This window comes from Pseudomonas sp. B7(2017), from assembly GCF_002112745.1.
GTDB classification, from domain to species: domain Bacteria; phylum Pseudomonadota; class Gammaproteobacteria; order Pseudomonadales; family Pseudomonadaceae; genus Aquipseudomonas; species Aquipseudomonas ekonensis.
In genome coordinates, this window is record NZ_NEIP01000018.1 from 78,667 (window position 1) to 94,339 (window position 15,673).

Sequence of the window (15,673 nt, forward strand, 5' to 3'; positions counted from 1 at the left end):
GACCGCGTGCCACCGACGGTCGGTTGGCGCGCCGGCCGTCGGTTCGTTGGCTAGAGTGAAAGGATCGGCAGTGCGTCTGCCGCAACCGTGATTGTCCAGAACAGCCCGGCAACGCACCGGGTTCCACCTGATCAGGAGTGCACGATGGATCTCAGCCGTCGTCAGTTCTTCAAGGTCGCCGGCATCGGCCTTGCAGGCTCTAGCCTGGGCGCGTTGGGCATGGCCCCGACGCCGGCCTTCGCCGAGCAGGTGCGCCACTTCAAGCTCGCCCACACCCATGAGACCCGCAACACCTGTCCGTACTGCTCGGTCGGGTGCGGGCTGATCATGTACAGCCAGGGCGACGCCGGCAAGAACGTGGCGCAGAACATCATCCACATCGAGGGCGACGCCGACCACCCGGTCAACCGCGGCACCCTGTGCCCCAAAGGCGCCGGCCTGCTGGACTTCATCCACAGTCCGGGCCGCCTGCAATACCCGCAGGTGCGCAAGCCGGGCTCCAACGAGTGGACGCGGATTTCCTGGGACGAAGCGCTGGACCGCGTCGCCGACCTGATGAAGGCCGACCGCGACGCCAACTTCACCGAGCGCAACGCCCAGGGCCAGACGGTGAACCGCTGGCTCACCACCGGGTTCCTCGCGGCGTCGGCGGCGTCCAACGAAGCCGGCTACATCACCCATAAGGTGGTGCGCAGCCTCGGCATGCTGGGGTTCGATAACCAAGCGCGTGTCTGACACGGCCCGACGGTGGCAAGTCTTGCCCCGACGTACGGCCGTGGAGCCATGACCAACACCTGGACCGACATCGCCAACGCGAACCTGATCCTGGTGATGGGCGGCAACTCCGCCGAAGCGCATCCGTGCGGCTTCAAATGGGTGACCGAAGCCAAGGCGCACAACGCTGCGCGGCTGATCGTGGTCGACCCCAGGTTCACCCGCACCGCATCGGTGGCCGACTACTACGCGCCGATCCGCACGGGAACCGACATCGCCTTCATGGGCGGGCTGATCAATTACCTGCTGACCGAGGACAAGATCCAGCACGAATACGTGCGCAACTACACCGACCTGTCCTTCATCGTGAAGGCCGGCTTCGGCTTCGAGGACGGCCTGTTCACCGGCTACGACGCGGCCAAGCGCAGCTACACCGACAAGTCCACCTGGGGCTACGAACTGGGCGAGGACGGTTTCGCCAAGGTCGACCCGACATTGCAGGATCCGCGCTGCGTCTATCAATTGATGAAGAGCCACTACAGCCGCTACACCATCGACCTGGCCAGCCAGATCTGCGGCATGCCGGTCGAGGCCATGAAGAAGATCTGGGAAGAGATCGCCACCTGCTCGCAACCGGGCAAGACCATGACGATCCTGTACGCGCTGGGCTGGACGCAGCACTCCATCGGCTCACAGATCATCCGCAGCGCGGCGATGGTGCAGCTGCTGCTGGGCAACGTCGGCATGCCGGGCGGCGGGGTCAACGCCTTGCGCGGGCACTCCAACATCCAGGGCCTGACCGATCTGGGCCTGCTGTCCAACTCGCTGCCGGGCTACCTGACCCTGCCGCTGGACGCCGAGCAGGACTACGACGCCTTCATCGCCAAACGCACACAGAAACCGCTGCGGCCGGGGCAGCTGTCCTACTGGCAGAACTACAGCAAGTTCCACGTCAGCCTGATGAAGGCCTGGTACGGCGCCAACGCCACTGCCGAGAACCAGTGGGGCTACAGCTACCTGCCCAAGCTCGACATCCCCAACTACGACATCCTCAAGGTCTTCGACCTGATGGGCCAGGGCAAGGTCAACGGCTACATGTGCCAAGGCTTCAACCCGATCGCCGCGCTGCCCGACAAGAACCGGGTGATGAAAGCGCTCGCGCGGCTCAAGTGGCTGGTGGTGATGGACCCGCTGGCCACCGAGACCTCGCAGTTCTGGGAGAACGTCGGCCCCTACAACGACGTGAAGACCGCCGACATCCAGACCGAGGTCATCCGCCTGCCCACCACGTGCTTCGCCGAGGAGGACGGGTCGCTGGTCAACAGCAGCCGCTGGCTGCAATGGCACTGGAAAGGCGCCGACGGACCGGGCGAGGCGCGCACCGACGTGCAGATCATGAGCGGGCTGTTCCTGCGCCTGCGCCAGCGCTATCAGGCCGAGGGCGGCGCCTGGGCCGAGCCGATCCTGAAGCTGTCGTGGCCGTACAAGATTGCCGACGAGCCGTCGCCGGAGGAAATCGCCAAGGAGGTCAACGGCTACGCCACCACCGACTTCACCGATGCCAGCGGCCTGGCGGTCAAGGCCAACGCGCAATTGGCGGCCTTCGCCCAGCTCAAGGATGACGGCAGCACCGCGTCCGGCTGCTGGATCTTCTGCGGCAGTTGGACAGAGGCCGGCAACCAGATGGCCCGGCGCGACAACAACGACCCTTACGGCATGCACCAGCATCAGGGCTGGGCGTGGGCATGGCCGGCCAACCGGCGGATCCTCTACAACCGCGCCTCGGCCGACCCCCAAGGCAAGCCGTGGGATCCGAAGAAACGCCTGGTGTGGTGGAACGGCAAGGCCTGGGGCGGCACCGACGTGCCGGACTACAAGGCCGACGTGCCGCCGGAAGCGGGGATGAACCCGTTCATCATGAACCCCGAGGGCGTGGCGCGGTTCTTCGCCGTCGACAAGATGAACGAAGGGCCGTTCCCCGAGCACTACGAGCCGTTCGAGACGCCGATCGGCATCAACCCGCTGCACCCGCAGAACAAGAACGCCACCAGCAACCCGGCGGCGCGGATCTTCGATTCGGTGTGGGACAGCCTCGGCCAGGCCAAGGACTTCCCGTACGCCGCCACCAGCTACCGGCTCACCGAGCATTTCCACTTCTGGAGCAAGCACTGCCGCTTGAACGCCATCGTCCAGCCGGAACAGTTCGTGGAGATCGGCGAGGTGCTGGCCAAAGAGAAGGGCATCGTCGCCGGCGACCGGGTGCGGGTCAGCAGCAAACGCGGCTTCATCGAGGCGGTGGCGGTGGTCACCAAACGGATCCGGCCGCTGCAGGTCAACAACCAGGTGGTGCACCAGATCGGCATTCCGCTGCACTGGGGCTTCACGGGCCTTACGCGGCACGGCTACCTGACCAACACGCTGGTGCCGTTCCTCGGCGACGGCAACACCCAGACCCCGGAATCCAAGTCGTTCCTGGTCAACGTGGAGAAACTGTAAATGGCCAGCCAAGACATCATCGCCCGCTCGGCCACCACCACGCCGGCGCCGTCGGTGCGCGGTCAGCAAGAGGTCGCCAAGCTGATCGACACCACCAAGTGCATCGGCTGCAAGGCCTGCCAGGTCGCGTGCTCGGAATGGAACGAGCTGCGCGACGAGGTGGGCCACAACCACGGCACCTACGACAACCCGCAGGATCTGACCGCCGACTCGTGGACGCTGATGCGCTTCACCGAGCACGAGACCGACGCCGGCAACCTGGAATGGCTGATCCGCAAGGACGGCTGCATGCACTGCGCCGAACCCGGCTGCCTGGCGGCGTGCCCGAGCCCCGGCGCGATCATCAAGCACGCCAACGGCATCGTCGATTTCGATCAGGACCACTGCATCGGCTGCGGCTACTGCATCACCGGTTGCCCGTTCAACATCCCGCGCATCTCCCAGAAGGACCACAAGGCCTACAAGTGCACCCTGTGCTCGGACCGGGTGGCCGTGGGCCTGGAGCCGGCCTGCGTGAAGACCTGCCCGACCGGTGCCATCGTGTTCGGCAGCAAGGAAGACATGAAGGTCCACGCCGCCGAACGCGTCGTCGACCTCAAGAGCCGCGGCTTCGGCCAGGCCGGCCTGTATGACCCCGAAGGCGTCGGCGGCACCCACGTGATGTATGTGCTGCACCACGCCGACACGCCACGGCTGTACGCAGGCCTGCCGGACGCGCCGGCGATCAGCCCGCTGGTGGGCCTGTGGAAAGGCATCAGCAAGCCGCTGGGCCTGCTGGCGATGGGCGCGGCGGTGCTGGCCGGGTTCTTCCATTACGTGCGCGTCGGGCCCAACCGCACGGAAGAGGATGAGCATCCGCAGCCGCCGGACACCTCGGTGCATGTCGTCGATCCGGCGGTGCACACCTTCGACCCCCGCGGGGAGGGCAGGCCATGAGCGACAAACCGATCCTGCGCTACACCGCCAACCAGCGCACCAATCACTGGCTGGTGGCGATCCTGTTCTTCATGGCCGGGCTGTCGGGGCTGGCGCTGTTCCACCCGGCGCTGTTCTGGCTGACGAACCTGTTCGGCGGCGGGCCGTGGACGCGGATCCTGCACCCGTTCATGGGCGTGCTGATGTTCGTGTTCTTCATGGGGCTGGTGTTGCGCTTCTGGCGCTCGAACTTCTTCATCGACAACGACTGGAAGTGGCTGCGGCGCATCGACCGGGTGCTGGTCAACGACGAGGAGACCGTGCCGCCGGTGGGCAAGTACAACGCCGGGCAGAAACTGCTGTTCTGGACTTTACTGCTGTGCATGCTGGCGTTGCTGTTCACGGGGCTGGTGATCTGGCGGGCGTACTTCAGCCACTGGTTCGGCATCACCACGATCCGCTGGGCCATGCTGCTGCATGCGCTGGCCGGGTTCGTGCTGATCCTGAGCATCATCGTGCACATCTACGCCGGGATCTGGATCAAGGGCTCGGTGGACGCGATGATGCATGGCCGCGTCAGCCGCGCCTGGGCCCGCAAGCACCACGCGCTGTGGGCTCGCGAGGTGGAAGGCGAGCCTGCGCCGAAACCGCCGATCACCAAGAAGGGCTGACCGTTGCCGACCATTCTGGAACCTGGGGAAATCGAAGCGGCGGCCAGTTCGCCGCCGTTCCTGCATTTGCCGCCGCACGATCTGTTCACCTTGCGGGCCCTGCGGCTGGAGCATCTCGCCGAGGGGCATCCGCTGGCCGCGTACCTGCGCCTGATCGCCGGCCTGTGCCGGGTGCAGCAGCAGGTGCTGGACGATCCGCCGCTGGCGGTGGCGCCCGATGCGCAGCGGCTGGAGACGTGCCACCAGCACGGTTTGCCGCCGTTCGCCGCCGACACATTGATCCGCGAGGACGCCTGGCAGGCTTACCTGGACGCTTTGCTGCAACGCTATGACGCACCCGAACAAGCGGCGGTGGTCGAGTCCGTGACCACCTTGCGCACAGCCAGCCCCGGCCAGCGCCGCGCCTGGGCGGTGGCGCTGGTCAGCGGCCAGTATTCGCTGGTGCCGGCGGCGCTGGTGCCGTTTCTCGGCGCGGCCCTGCAAGCGGCGTGGAGCCATTGGCTGCTCAGCGTGCCGAACCTGCGGCTCACCCCCGGCGACAGCCTCAGCCAATGCCCGGCCTGCGGATCGCAGGCCATGGCCGGGGTGATCCGCCACCGCGGCAAGCACAACGGACTGCGCTACTTGGTGTGTTCGCTGTGCGCCTGCGAATGGCACGTGGTGCGGGTCAAGTGCGTGTACTGCGAGCAGAGCAAAGGCCTGGAATACATGAGCCTGGCGGACGACCGCCACACGGCGGAGCGGGCGCCGCTGCGGGCGGAGGTGTGCCCCACCTGCAACACCTACCTCAAGTTGGTCTATCTGGAGAACGACCCCGACGCCGAAGCGCTGTCGGCGGATCTGACCAGCCTGCTGCTGGACATGCGCCTGGCCCAGGACGGCCATCAACGGCTGGCGCCGAATCTGCTGCTGGCCCCCGGAGACGAATGACGGCAGCGTCTACACTCAGGCCCGACGATCTGTTGATTTCGGGAGAGCCGGATGTCTGTGAGTGTCGCCCCGCGTTTGCCTTCCATCGACAGCCTGTTGCGTCATCCCGCCTGCCGGCCGCTGAGCGAGCGTTTCGGGCGGGAGGCGCTGCTGGCCTGTCTGCGCCAATTGCTGGATGAACTGCGCCCCGAGGTCCTGAGCGGGCAGGTGGCGGCCATCGAGATCGGCCCCGAGGCGCTGGCCGGCCGCGCCGCCGAGCGGTTGGCGGCGCAGCGGCGCAGCCACGTGCGCCGGGTGTTCAACCTGACCGGCACGGTGCTGCACACCAACCTGGGCCGCGCCTTGCTGCCGGAGGAAGCGATCGAGGCGGTGCAGGTCGCGGCGCGCTATCCGCTCAACCTGGAATTCGACCTGGCCAGCGGCAAGCGCGGCGACCGCGACGACCTGATCGAAGGGCTGATCCGCGAACTGACCGGCGCCGAGGCCGTGACCGTGGTCAACAACAATGCCGCCGCCGTGCTGCTGACCCTCAACAGCCTGGGCGCGCGCAAGGAAGGCATCATTTCCCGCGGCGAACTGATCGAGATCGGCGGCGCGTTCCGCATCCCCGACATCATGGCCCGCGCCGGCGTGCGCCTGCACGAGGTCGGCACCACCAACCGCACCCACGCCCGCGACTACGAAGCAGCGATCGGCCCGCGCAGCGGCTTGATCATGCGGGTGCACGCCAGCAACTACAGCATCGAAGGCTTCACCGCCCGGGTGCCCACCGCCGAACTGGCGGAGCTGGCCCACCGGCATGGCCTGCCGCTGCTCGAAGACCTGGGCAGCGGCAGCCTGCTGGATCTGACCCGCTGGGGCCTGCCGGCGGAGCCGACCGTGCGCCAGGCCTTGCTCGACGGCGCGGACATCGTGACCTTCAGCGGCGACAAACTGCTCGGCGGGCCCCAGGCCGGGCTCATCGTCGGGCGCAAAGAGCTGATCGCGAAGATCAAGAAGAACCCGCTGAAACGGGCGCTGCGGGTCGACAAGCTGACCTTGGCGGCGCTGGAAGCGGTGCTCGGCCTGTACCGCGATCCGGACCGCTTGGCCGAGCGCCTGCCGAGCCTGCGCCTGCTGACCCGCCCGCAGGAGGACATCCTGGCCCAGGCCGAACGCCTACAACCGGCGTTGGCCCAGACGTTGGGGCCTGCCTGGCAGGTCAGCGCCGAACCGGCCCTGGGCATGATCGGCAGCGGCAGCCAACCGGTGGCGCGGCTGCCCAGCGCCGCCCTGTGCGCACGCCCGCAGGTGTCCAAGCGCCTGCGCGGTCGCTGCCTGCTGAACCTGGAAGCGGCGCTGCGCCGCTTGCCGGTGCCGGTGCTCGGCCGTCTCGACGACGATGCCTTGTGGCTGGATCTGCGGCAACTGGACGACGAACCGGCGTGGCTGGCGCAGCTCGGGCATCTGCAGGTGCCTGAATGATCGTCGGCACCGCCGGGCACATCGACCACGGCAAGACCTCGCTGCTTCAGGCGCTCACCGGCCAGGCCGGCGACCGCCGTCCGCAGGAGCGCGCGCGGGGCATGACCATCGATCTGGGCTACCTGTACGCGGAGCTCGCGCCGGGCGCCGGGCTGACCGGTTTCATCGACGTGCCGGGCCACGAGAAATTCACCCACAACATGCTGGCCGGGGCCCAAGGCATTGATCTGGTGCTGCTGGTGGTGGCGGCGGACGACGGCGTGATGCCCCAGACCCGCGAGCACCTGGCAATCGTCGAGCTGCTTGGGATCCCGCGTGCATTGGTGGCGATCACCAAAACGGATCGGGTCGAACCGGCCAGGGTGGACGCGGTGCGGCGGCAGGTGAGGGCGCTGCTGGCGCCGGGGCCGTTCAGCCAGGCGCCGATGGTGGCAGTGTCGAGCGTGACCGGGCTGGGCGTCGAGGCGCTGCGTGAGCAACTGCTGCTGGCCCAGGGCGAGGTGCAGGCCCGCAGCCTGGAGGGCGGGTTTCGCCTGCCCATCGACCGGGCGTTCAGCGTGGCCGGGGCGGGCATCGTGGTCACCGGCACGGCGCTGTCGGGGACGGTGGCGGTGGGCGACAGGCTGGTGCTCGGGCCATCCGGCAAGTCGGTGCGTGTGCGCGGCCTGCATGCGCAGAACCAACCCGCCGAACACGCCTTCGCCGGTCAGCGGGTGGCCTTGAACCTGAGCGGCGAACGCCTTGAGCTCGGGCAGATCCACCGGGGCCAATGGCTGTCGGCCGACTGGCTGCACGCGCCGACCCAGCGGCTGGACATCGAATGGCGGCTGCTGCCCGACGAGACCCGCACCTTCGAGCACTTCCAGCCGGTGCACCTGCACCTGGGCACGCAAGACGTGATCGCCCGCGTGGCGCTGCTGGAAGGGGCGCGGCTGAATCCCGGCGAGCGCACGTTCGCGCAATTGCTGACGGCCTCGCCGGTGCAGGCGGTCAAAGGGGACCGGTTGATCCTGCGCGATGCCAGCGCCCAGCGCACCTTGGGCGGCGGACAGGTGCTCGATCCGTTTGCCCCTACGCGCCAGCGACGCAGCCCCGAGCGCCTGGCGCAACTGCGGGCGTTGGCCGGCAGCGAAGCGATGGAGGCGGCCTTGCCGGCATTGCTCGACCACAGTTCCAGCGGGTTGGCGGCGCAACGGCTGGAGCGCCAGTTCAACCGTCCGCAGGCCGGTTGGGCGTTGCCGGAGAACGTCCGGCAGATCGACACCCGCCAAGGGCCGGTGCTGTTCAACGCCCAGCGCTGGGGCATCCTCAAGTTCACCCTCCTGGAAAAGCTCGCCCGCCTGCATGAGCTGGAGCCCGACCAGATGGGCCCCGACCGCGACCGCCTGCGGCGCTTCAGCGGCTTGGAGGTGGAGCGTTCGACCTTCCTCAGCCTGCTCGACGAATTGCGCGCCGCCGGCTCGGTCACCGCCAGTGGCCCGTGGCTGCATCTACCGGACCATCAGGTGCGCCTGAATGCCGACGACGAGGCTTTGTGGCAAGTGCTGCAACCGCTGTTCGAAGCAGCGGGATTCGATCCGCCGTGGGTGCGCGACGTGGCGGCGGTGACGGGCAGGGACGATGCCGCCGTGCGCCTGCTGCTGCGCAAGCTGGCGCGGCTGGGGCTGATGCATCAGGTGGTGCGCGACCTGTTCGTCACCGACCTCACGCTGCGGCAAATGGCGGCGGTGCTGCTGCGCCTGGGCGAAGAAAATCCGCAGATCCAGGTCACGGCGTTCCGTGATGCGCTAGGCTTGGGGCGCAAGCGCAGCATTCAGGTGCTTGAGTACTTCGACCGCCTGGGCCTGACCCGGCGGGTGGCCGATCACCGGCAAATCCGCTTCGACAGCGCGCTGGCCAGCGCCGACGCACACTGAGTTCAAAGGAAGGCAATCGCGCCCGGTGGCGCGGCCGGGCTTCAAACCCGGTTGGGGACGGCATCCGTTCCCGGGCAGGTTCGACTCCGGCTGCCTTCCGCCATTTCGCAAGCAAAAGATCTGTTCTCCCGTGAACCATAAAGGGTTGGCCTTGATTTGATTGATGGCATAATCATGGCGCCTGAAGGGTTGTTGACTATCCGCACGCCAAAGTCTCATGAAATGGCGAATTATTTAAGTTCATCGTGCGGGTGGCTGTTTTTGTAGTGATGTGTTTTTTGTTTTTTGCATAAATTTATATTTGTTTTTTTACATGGAGTTCAGATGTCGATCGCGACGGTAGGGCCAAAAAAGTACGATTTTCAAGACTTGGTTTGCGTTGATGTCTTTCTACGTCATCAGGGTGAAGAAAGCGTCGAACTGTATATAGAGCCAAAGGCCGGTGAAGACGCGAAAGTCATCATTCCATCCGCCAGTGGAAAGAAAGTCATTGAGATACAAGTCAAGGGCGCTCTGGAGGGGGTGACGCTGGCGGAGTTCGCAAAATGGCTTTCGCACTTTGAAGAAAGAAAGGCTGTGAATACGCTGCTGGAACGATTGTGTGACGATCTGGATACGCACGTCGTATTTGTGGTGTCGGCAAGGTGCAGCGATAAGATTTCGGTGCTTTGCAAGAGCGCCACCGCACCCTGGGATGTGCAGGGCAAAAAACTTTCCAGGGAGGTTGCCGGCGAACTGTTGGGCGAGCTTGAAAATTACGCCAGTACGTTGGAGGAAACCGAGTCATCCCTCGATGACGAAAGGGTGCTTCACCTGCGTAAGTTCGTCAAGGGTGCAAAGGTGGATCAGATCCGAAATGCTTTGGCTCGTCTGACCATTGTCGAAAATGTGTTGGAAGATGAGTTGCGGGACGCCTGTGAAAGGAAACTGCGAAAGCTGAGGTTGCCGCTTGACAGGTGTGAAGTTGTTGTTGGCAAGCTGGTTGCGATAATCAAAAAGGCAAAAGAGAGTAAGGGGAATATTCATTCTGATCTGTTGGCGGAGTTGAACAAGAATCTTCCCGAACAGATTCGACCCAGGAACTACGTGCTTCGAGGATTCGAAGAGGATTGGAAGAAGGAACTGTCAGAGAATAATATCCTTCTGCTCTCTGGCTCGCCCAGGGTAGGTAAGACAAACGCCGGGCGTTGGATGGCGGCTGAATTTGAAGCGTTGGGGTATCAGTTAAAGCTGAGCAGCAATCTCGACGAGGTGGAGCGCTTCCTGCTTGATCCGGCACCCGGCGAGCGGCTTGCTGTCGTGGACGACCCCTTGGGAGGGAGCTTTCTGAGCGATGATCCCGGCCGGGCGCTTTCTAAATTGCAACAACTGTCGGAAAGGTTGACACCGTCAAGGAAGCTTATTGTCTCTCAAGTGCAAGATCGGCTTTTGCAGTTTTCCGGAGATGCGCAGCTTGAGGATGTATGGCTGGGCAGGCGCCGATGGCACGATCTAGGCAAGTACCGCAGCAGTTTTCTGGTGGAGATTTGGCAAGAACTGCAGAATCTGTTCGACGTTCCGGATGTTTTGTCTGAGAACATGCTCGGGGCCTTGCGGAGCGGCTCCTTGAGTATAGAACCAGGTTGTCTGATGCACTTGGCGGCTTCATGCTACCGCCTGCACGAGCCTGCTGATTTGAACGCGGCGGTACGTCTTGCTCGTGAGGATTCGAAGTCATTGGCCTCGGCACTGGTTGGTGAAGGGCTTAGCCCTTTGTTGCAGGCACTGGCTGTGGTGACCTCTCATGAGGACTCCTGCTCGTTGCAGGACCTGAAGTATGTGCTGAATGGTGACGGAACGAAAAACCGTTATGCGGTCGCCAGCTACTTAGGCCTGTCGGCTAGTTTGGGAATGGCGCCGAAACCAGTGGATCGAGTGCCTGAAACCTATGGTGAGCTAACGTTCTCTGCGGAAGACGAAACGCTTTTTGAAATTCTGGAGCGTCGTCGAATAATCGTAGAAACGGGTGCAGAACGGTTCAACTTCTCTCACGAGTTTTACCGGTCGGCGGCGGAGCTCTCTGCCAGTGGGCGGGCAAGCGCTGTAGACAGAAGATTGTTGCAATACGCAGAGCGAGGTTTGTTCTCGCTTTCCTTTGAGTCTTCGCGGGCCACTGCGATTGCACTGCGTTGGATTTATGAGGCGATGAGGGCGTCTGTTCAACGGCACAAAGTCGTGGACTTTGCGATAGAAGGGCTCGAATCAAGGTATCTGGTAACAAAAGAAGCCTGTTTCTTTTTTCTTCTTCAGTCCATAGAGGATATTTCGGAAGGCAAGCGATCTCAGTTTAATAAGTGGGTCAACAAAGTGTCGTTTGTCACTCTGAAGCATGTGCTTTGGGAGAAAGGGCAGGCAATGCTGCCTGCCGGTGAGAATTTTACACTTGAAGGGAAGATTTTTGAGTTCTACGAAAGAGAAGAAGTCGAAGGGTTTCTAATTGCATTCAGTGGCGAGTCGGATGAAGAAATCAGCGCGGAAGATGCCTGGAAGACAATGTGCTACTTGGAGGGATGCCCGGAAGAACTGACTCAACCTATTGTGTTGCGCCTTCTTAGTTATGATTTGGGCGGTGTAAGGGCAGCGGCAGCAAAGGTATGGATCAGCAGTGTCCGGCACAATGACCAGGAAGTGCTGAAGAAGATTTTTTCGGATCAGCACCCTTCGGTGGCACAGGCCGCTTTGGAAGGTGCGGCACGTATATGGCCGGAATGCGATTCGGACAGACAGCGTGACTTGCTGGCTGGGTTGAAGAGGTGCGCTGCACTCCCAGCGTCAGCCTCAACAATGATAGCCATTATTCTAAAGATGGAACATCAGGCGTACGGTAATGAACTGCCCTGGGGACTGTTTGGTGGGTTGCTTCCTGATATTTTGTCCGCATTGCCCGAAGGCGCCAACCTGAACGACGCCAGATTGCATGCGGCGGTCGAGAAAAGTTTGAAGCATATTGCTCAGTCGGACTTTATCAATATTGCCGATGCCTGGATTGGCTTGCTTGAGAGAGAAGCGTTACGAGCGATTCCGAGCGACTACGCAATGGCGGTCACTGACTTGCTGATCAGAGGGACAGAGGCTGCGCCTGACCTAAGGGGTACAAGGCTGGATCGTTTGTTTAAGGTAAATGGTACAGGCGCTCAGATAAGGGTCGTGCTGGAGCTTGTGGATGGATGGGACTTGCTGACTGCGGCAGACCGAACTCAGGTGCTCGGCTATTTGAGCGAAGATAGAGTCGACCAAAGGTGGTTACATGCTACGGCAGTGACAAGGTACGCCGTTCCTCCGGAGGTGGTTGCGCTCGTGTTCCCTTCTGGGGCCCTGCCGACGGTTGTAACCCTGTCGGGGTTTGAATCGACACTCATTGAATGTGCATTGAAAATCTATATGGGGAATCCCGGAATTCTAGGCAATATCGGAGCACATCTTGCCGGAGGGAAGACTTGGGAGCCGATAGTAGAGTCTATCGCTTTGAATCCAGATCATGCGCTGTTCAATAAGGCATGGGCACACATTACATCTAGCTCCGATGATGAGAAAGTTTCAAACTTCGTTTCTAAGTTGGTTGGACAGTATCCGCAGGAGATGTTTGACAGGCTGCTTGAGCATAAGGTCCGTACGAACGGAGGGTTCATGCCCGGTGCTTGGGAGATTTTGCTTGATCATGCACCTGTTGGAAAACTAGATATCTGGCTTGCAGTAATGGCTACTCATGCTCAGAGAGTGCTTGATGAACTTGTAGAAGTTCGCGACTGGGTAGGGGAACGGTACGCAAATAGCCTATTAAGATTGTTTCCTGCCGATGTTGAATTGCTTAACACTGTTTATAGCCTGAAAGAAGCAGCTGCGGAGGCGTTCGCTGCGCTTGATGAGGTCAAGTCTGAGGGTGTTCGAAGATATGTGGTGAATGAGTTGTTGCGGAACTTTATGGATAAGTTTAAGGCTAAATTGCCAGTGCATTATTCGACGTGTGATGCTATTTGCAGGCTCTTCAAAGATATAGGTAGTGCCGATGCGGACTTGGAAGAAATTGAAGCCTATCGGCTAAAGCTGCTGAAGCTCGCGCATGAGTATACGTTTGAAGAGTATGGTGAAAAACTGGAATTTTGGGAGGCTTGACTTAACGGGTGGCCTATTGGCTGACAGCATAGTTCTACAAGTTTCTCAAGCAGACACTTTACACTGCCAAGGTCTGCCCAGACTCAAGTAGAACTACGTTTGAGAATCGAAGATAAAGGCGGGCGCGCCGGTCACCTCCCGACACGCCCCTCGGTTCACCGGCTCGCATCCAGCACAATGCGATACCGCGCCTTGCCGCTGCGCAAATGGTCGACGGCCTCGTTGACTCGGCTCATGGGGAACTGCTCGACCTGCGGCACGATCTGGTGCCGGGCGCAGAACTCCAGCATGGTCGCGGTGGCGGCGGGGGAGCCGACCGGCGAGGCGGACAGGACTTTTTGCTGGGGAATCAGTTCGAACACGTGCACCGGAATGGCGCTGGGCACGATGCCGACAAAGTGCAGGCGGCCCCGGCCGCGTAATGTGGCGAGCATCGCCGACCAGTCGAGGTTGGCGTTGGCGGTGACCAGCAGAAAGTCCAAGGTGCCGGCGATGGCCTTGAGCGCGGCGCTGTCGGTGGAGGCCACCACGTTGTGGGCGCCCAGGCGCTTGGCTTCGTCCTGCTTGCTCAAGGATGACGTGAACGCCGTGACCTCGCAGCCCCAGGCGTTGAGGAAGCGCAACGCCAAGTGACCGAGCCCGCCGATCCCCACCACGCCCACGCGGTCGGTGGGTTTGACGCCGAATTCCACCAGCGGGTTGAACACCGTGGAGCCGGCGCAGAACAGCGGCCCGGCCAGCGCCGGGTCGAGCCCCGCGGGAATCTTCAGGGCCCAGGCCCAGTGGCTGCGCACGCGGTCGGCGAACCCGCCGTGGCTGCCGATGATGGTGGGCCTGGCGGTGCTGCACAGGTTATGCGAACCGCCCATGCAGGACGGGCAGTGCATGCAGCTGCCCTTGTACCAGCCGATGCCCACTCGCTGGCCGACCTCAAGACCCCGCACCTGGGAACCGGTGCGCACGATCTTGCCGACCACCTCATGGCCGGGAATGAACGGGTATTGGCTGATGCCCCAATCGTTGTCGATCAGCGACTGGTCGGAGTGGCAGACGCCGCAGTATTCCACGGCCACTTCGACGTCTTCGTCGCCCAACGGGCCGGGATCGTAGCTGTAGCGTTCAAGCGGCGCGCCGGCGGCGGTGGCGGCCCAGCCGGTGAAGGACGAGAGTTCGGTACTGTTGCTCATGGGACACCTCCGGTTGGCGAAACGGGGGGACGACGACCCGAACGGCGAGCGCTGCGGGGACAGTCAGGGGAGCACATCGGAACATCGCGCAAAGCGTCGAGAGTGTAGCAGCCCGGCGGAACCGGGCTGCCGGTGGGGCATCATTCCGTGGCGTCGAAAGCCTCGTGGTAGCGCACCACGCCTGTCGGCACCGCGTCGCCCAGCGCCAGCGCCTGGAAGTACTCGGCCGGCACCCCCGGCAATTCCAGGCCCGGATGAGGCTTGAAACCGAAGCGGCCGTAGTAGTCAGGATCCCCCAGCAGCACGCAACCGGCGCCGCCCAGTTCCCGCAGTTCGCTCAGGGCCGCTTTCATCAGCGCCGCGCCGATGCCCTGGCCGTGACGCTCCGGCCACACGGAAATCGGCCCGAGGCCGTACCAGCCCGTGGTGCCGTCCGACACCGTGACCGGCGACAGGGCCACATGGCCGACGATCACGCCGTTCTCTTCCGCCACCAGCGACAGGCTCAGCTGCCCGGCGCGCCGCAGGGCGTCGACGATGAAGTGCTCGGTGTGGCTGGAGTGCTCGGCGTCGCGGAACGCGGCTTCGGTGAGGCGGGCGATGGTTTCGGTGTCTTGGGGTTGTTCTTTGCGGATTGCGATGTTCATGCCGATCCGTTCTTTGGTGTCCTGGTCGATCAGCGCGCGCAGGGTCTGAAACAGCGGTGTGGCGTCAGTGTAGCGCTTGCCGTAAGTCAGGTTGAACGCGTAGTTGAAGTCGGGCGGGTTGGCGCCCTGGGTGTGCTGCAGGATTGTCTCCAGCTTGTCCAGCGCCTTCACCGCCTGGGCCTCGGCGGAGCGCCCGTGTTCGTAGTCGTCCCACAGCGCGAGGATGTCGTCCCGCAGGGGCGCGTCCAGCGCCTGGGTCAACAGCAGCAGGTCGTTCTTTTCCTGCTCGCTCTTGTCGGGGAACGACGCCTTGTTGACGGCAGGAATGTCGCCGCTGATGGCTTCGCCCAAGTCATGGATGACGCACAGCTTGAGGATTCTGGAGAGGTCCAGACCGGTCAGTTCGTCTTCGAAGGCAATGGCCATCAGGCACAGGCGCCAACTGTGTTCGGCGGTGCTTTCCGGGCGTCCGGCGGCGGTATGGGCGCTGCGCAGCACGCTTTTGAGCTTCTCCGCTTCACGCAGGAAGGCCAATCGTCCTTTGATCTTGTCGAGGTTCATGCCCGTTTCTTTCATTCAGA

Annotated in this window: 9 protein-coding genes, 1 tRNA gene and 1 pseudogene; 8 read left to right on the top strand and 3 right to left on the bottom strand. The window is 62.9% G+C overall.

Annotated elements, in window-relative coordinates; translation table 11 throughout:
- Positions 1-144 precede the first annotated feature (144 nt).
- From fdnG to CAG29_RS24505, 8 genes are all read left to right on the top strand, one after another.
- A complete protein-coding gene (fdnG, locus tag CAG29_RS24470; RefSeq protein WP_139831529.1) occupies positions 145-3,210 on the top strand; it encodes a formate dehydrogenase-N subunit alpha in 3,066 nt (1,021 codons plus the stop codon).
- Positions 3,211-4,146, top strand: coding sequence for a formate dehydrogenase subunit beta (gene fdxH / locus CAG29_RS24475; protein WP_085583815.1), 936 nt, complete (start codon positions 3,211-3,213; stop codon positions 4,144-4,146). It begins immediately after the preceding gene.
- The gene (locus CAG29_RS24480; RefSeq protein WP_085634054.1) at positions 4,143-4,796 is read left to right on the top strand and encodes a formate dehydrogenase subunit gamma; all 654 of its coding nucleotides are present in this window, start codon (positions 4,143-4,145) and stop codon (positions 4,794-4,796) included. Before fdxH ends, CAG29_RS24480 begins: the two co-directional genes overlap by 4 nt.
- Before the next feature lie 3 nt (positions 4,797-4,799).
- Positions 4,800-5,726, top strand: a complete 927-nt coding sequence (gene fdhE, locus CAG29_RS24485; protein WP_085695263.1) for a formate dehydrogenase accessory protein FdhE — start codon at positions 4,800-4,802, stop codon at positions 5,724-5,726.
- A 51-nt stretch (positions 5,727-5,777) separates the two neighbouring features.
- Positions 5,778-7,190, top strand: coding sequence for an L-seryl-tRNA(Sec) selenium transferase (selA, locus tag CAG29_RS24490; protein WP_085695264.1), 1,413 nt, complete (start codon positions 5,778-5,780; stop codon positions 7,188-7,190).
- Positions 7,187-9,106, top strand: a complete 1,920-nt coding sequence (gene selB, locus CAG29_RS24495) for a selenocysteine-specific translation elongation factor (RefSeq protein WP_085695265.1) — start codon at positions 7,187-7,189, stop codon at positions 9,104-9,106. Before selA ends, selB begins: the two co-directional genes overlap by 4 nt.
- A 7-nt stretch (positions 9,107-9,113) precedes the next feature.
- Positions 9,114-9,209 (top strand) — tRNA-Sec (locus tag CAG29_RS24500).
- A gap of 221 nt (positions 9,210-9,430) precedes the next feature.
- Positions 9,431-13,258, top strand: coding sequence for a hypothetical protein (locus tag CAG29_RS24505; protein ID WP_085695266.1), 3,828 nt, complete (start codon positions 9,431-9,433; stop codon positions 13,256-13,258).
- 155 nt (positions 13,259-13,413) lie between these two features.
- Here the strand turns inward: CAG29_RS24505 and CAG29_RS24510 are convergent, their stop codons facing one another.
- From CAG29_RS24510 to CAG29_RS28845, 3 genes and pseudogenes are all read right to left on the bottom strand, one after another.
- Positions 13,414-14,445, bottom strand: coding sequence for an NAD(P)-dependent alcohol dehydrogenase (locus CAG29_RS24510; RefSeq protein WP_085634050.1), 1,032 nt, complete (start codon positions 14,443-14,445; stop codon positions 13,414-13,416).
- Between the two features lie 140 nt (positions 14,446-14,585).
- Positions 14,586-15,092 (bottom strand): GNAT family N-acetyltransferase, encoded by a 507-nt coding sequence (locus CAG29_RS28840; protein ID WP_256576806.1) that lies wholly within the window; start codon positions 15,090-15,092, stop codon positions 14,586-14,588.
- Between the two features lie 3 nt (positions 15,093-15,095).
- Positions 15,096-15,653 (bottom strand): annotated as a pseudogene (locus CAG29_RS28845) (HD domain-containing protein); the annotation flags it as partial.
- Positions 15,654-15,673 lie beyond the last annotated feature (20 nt).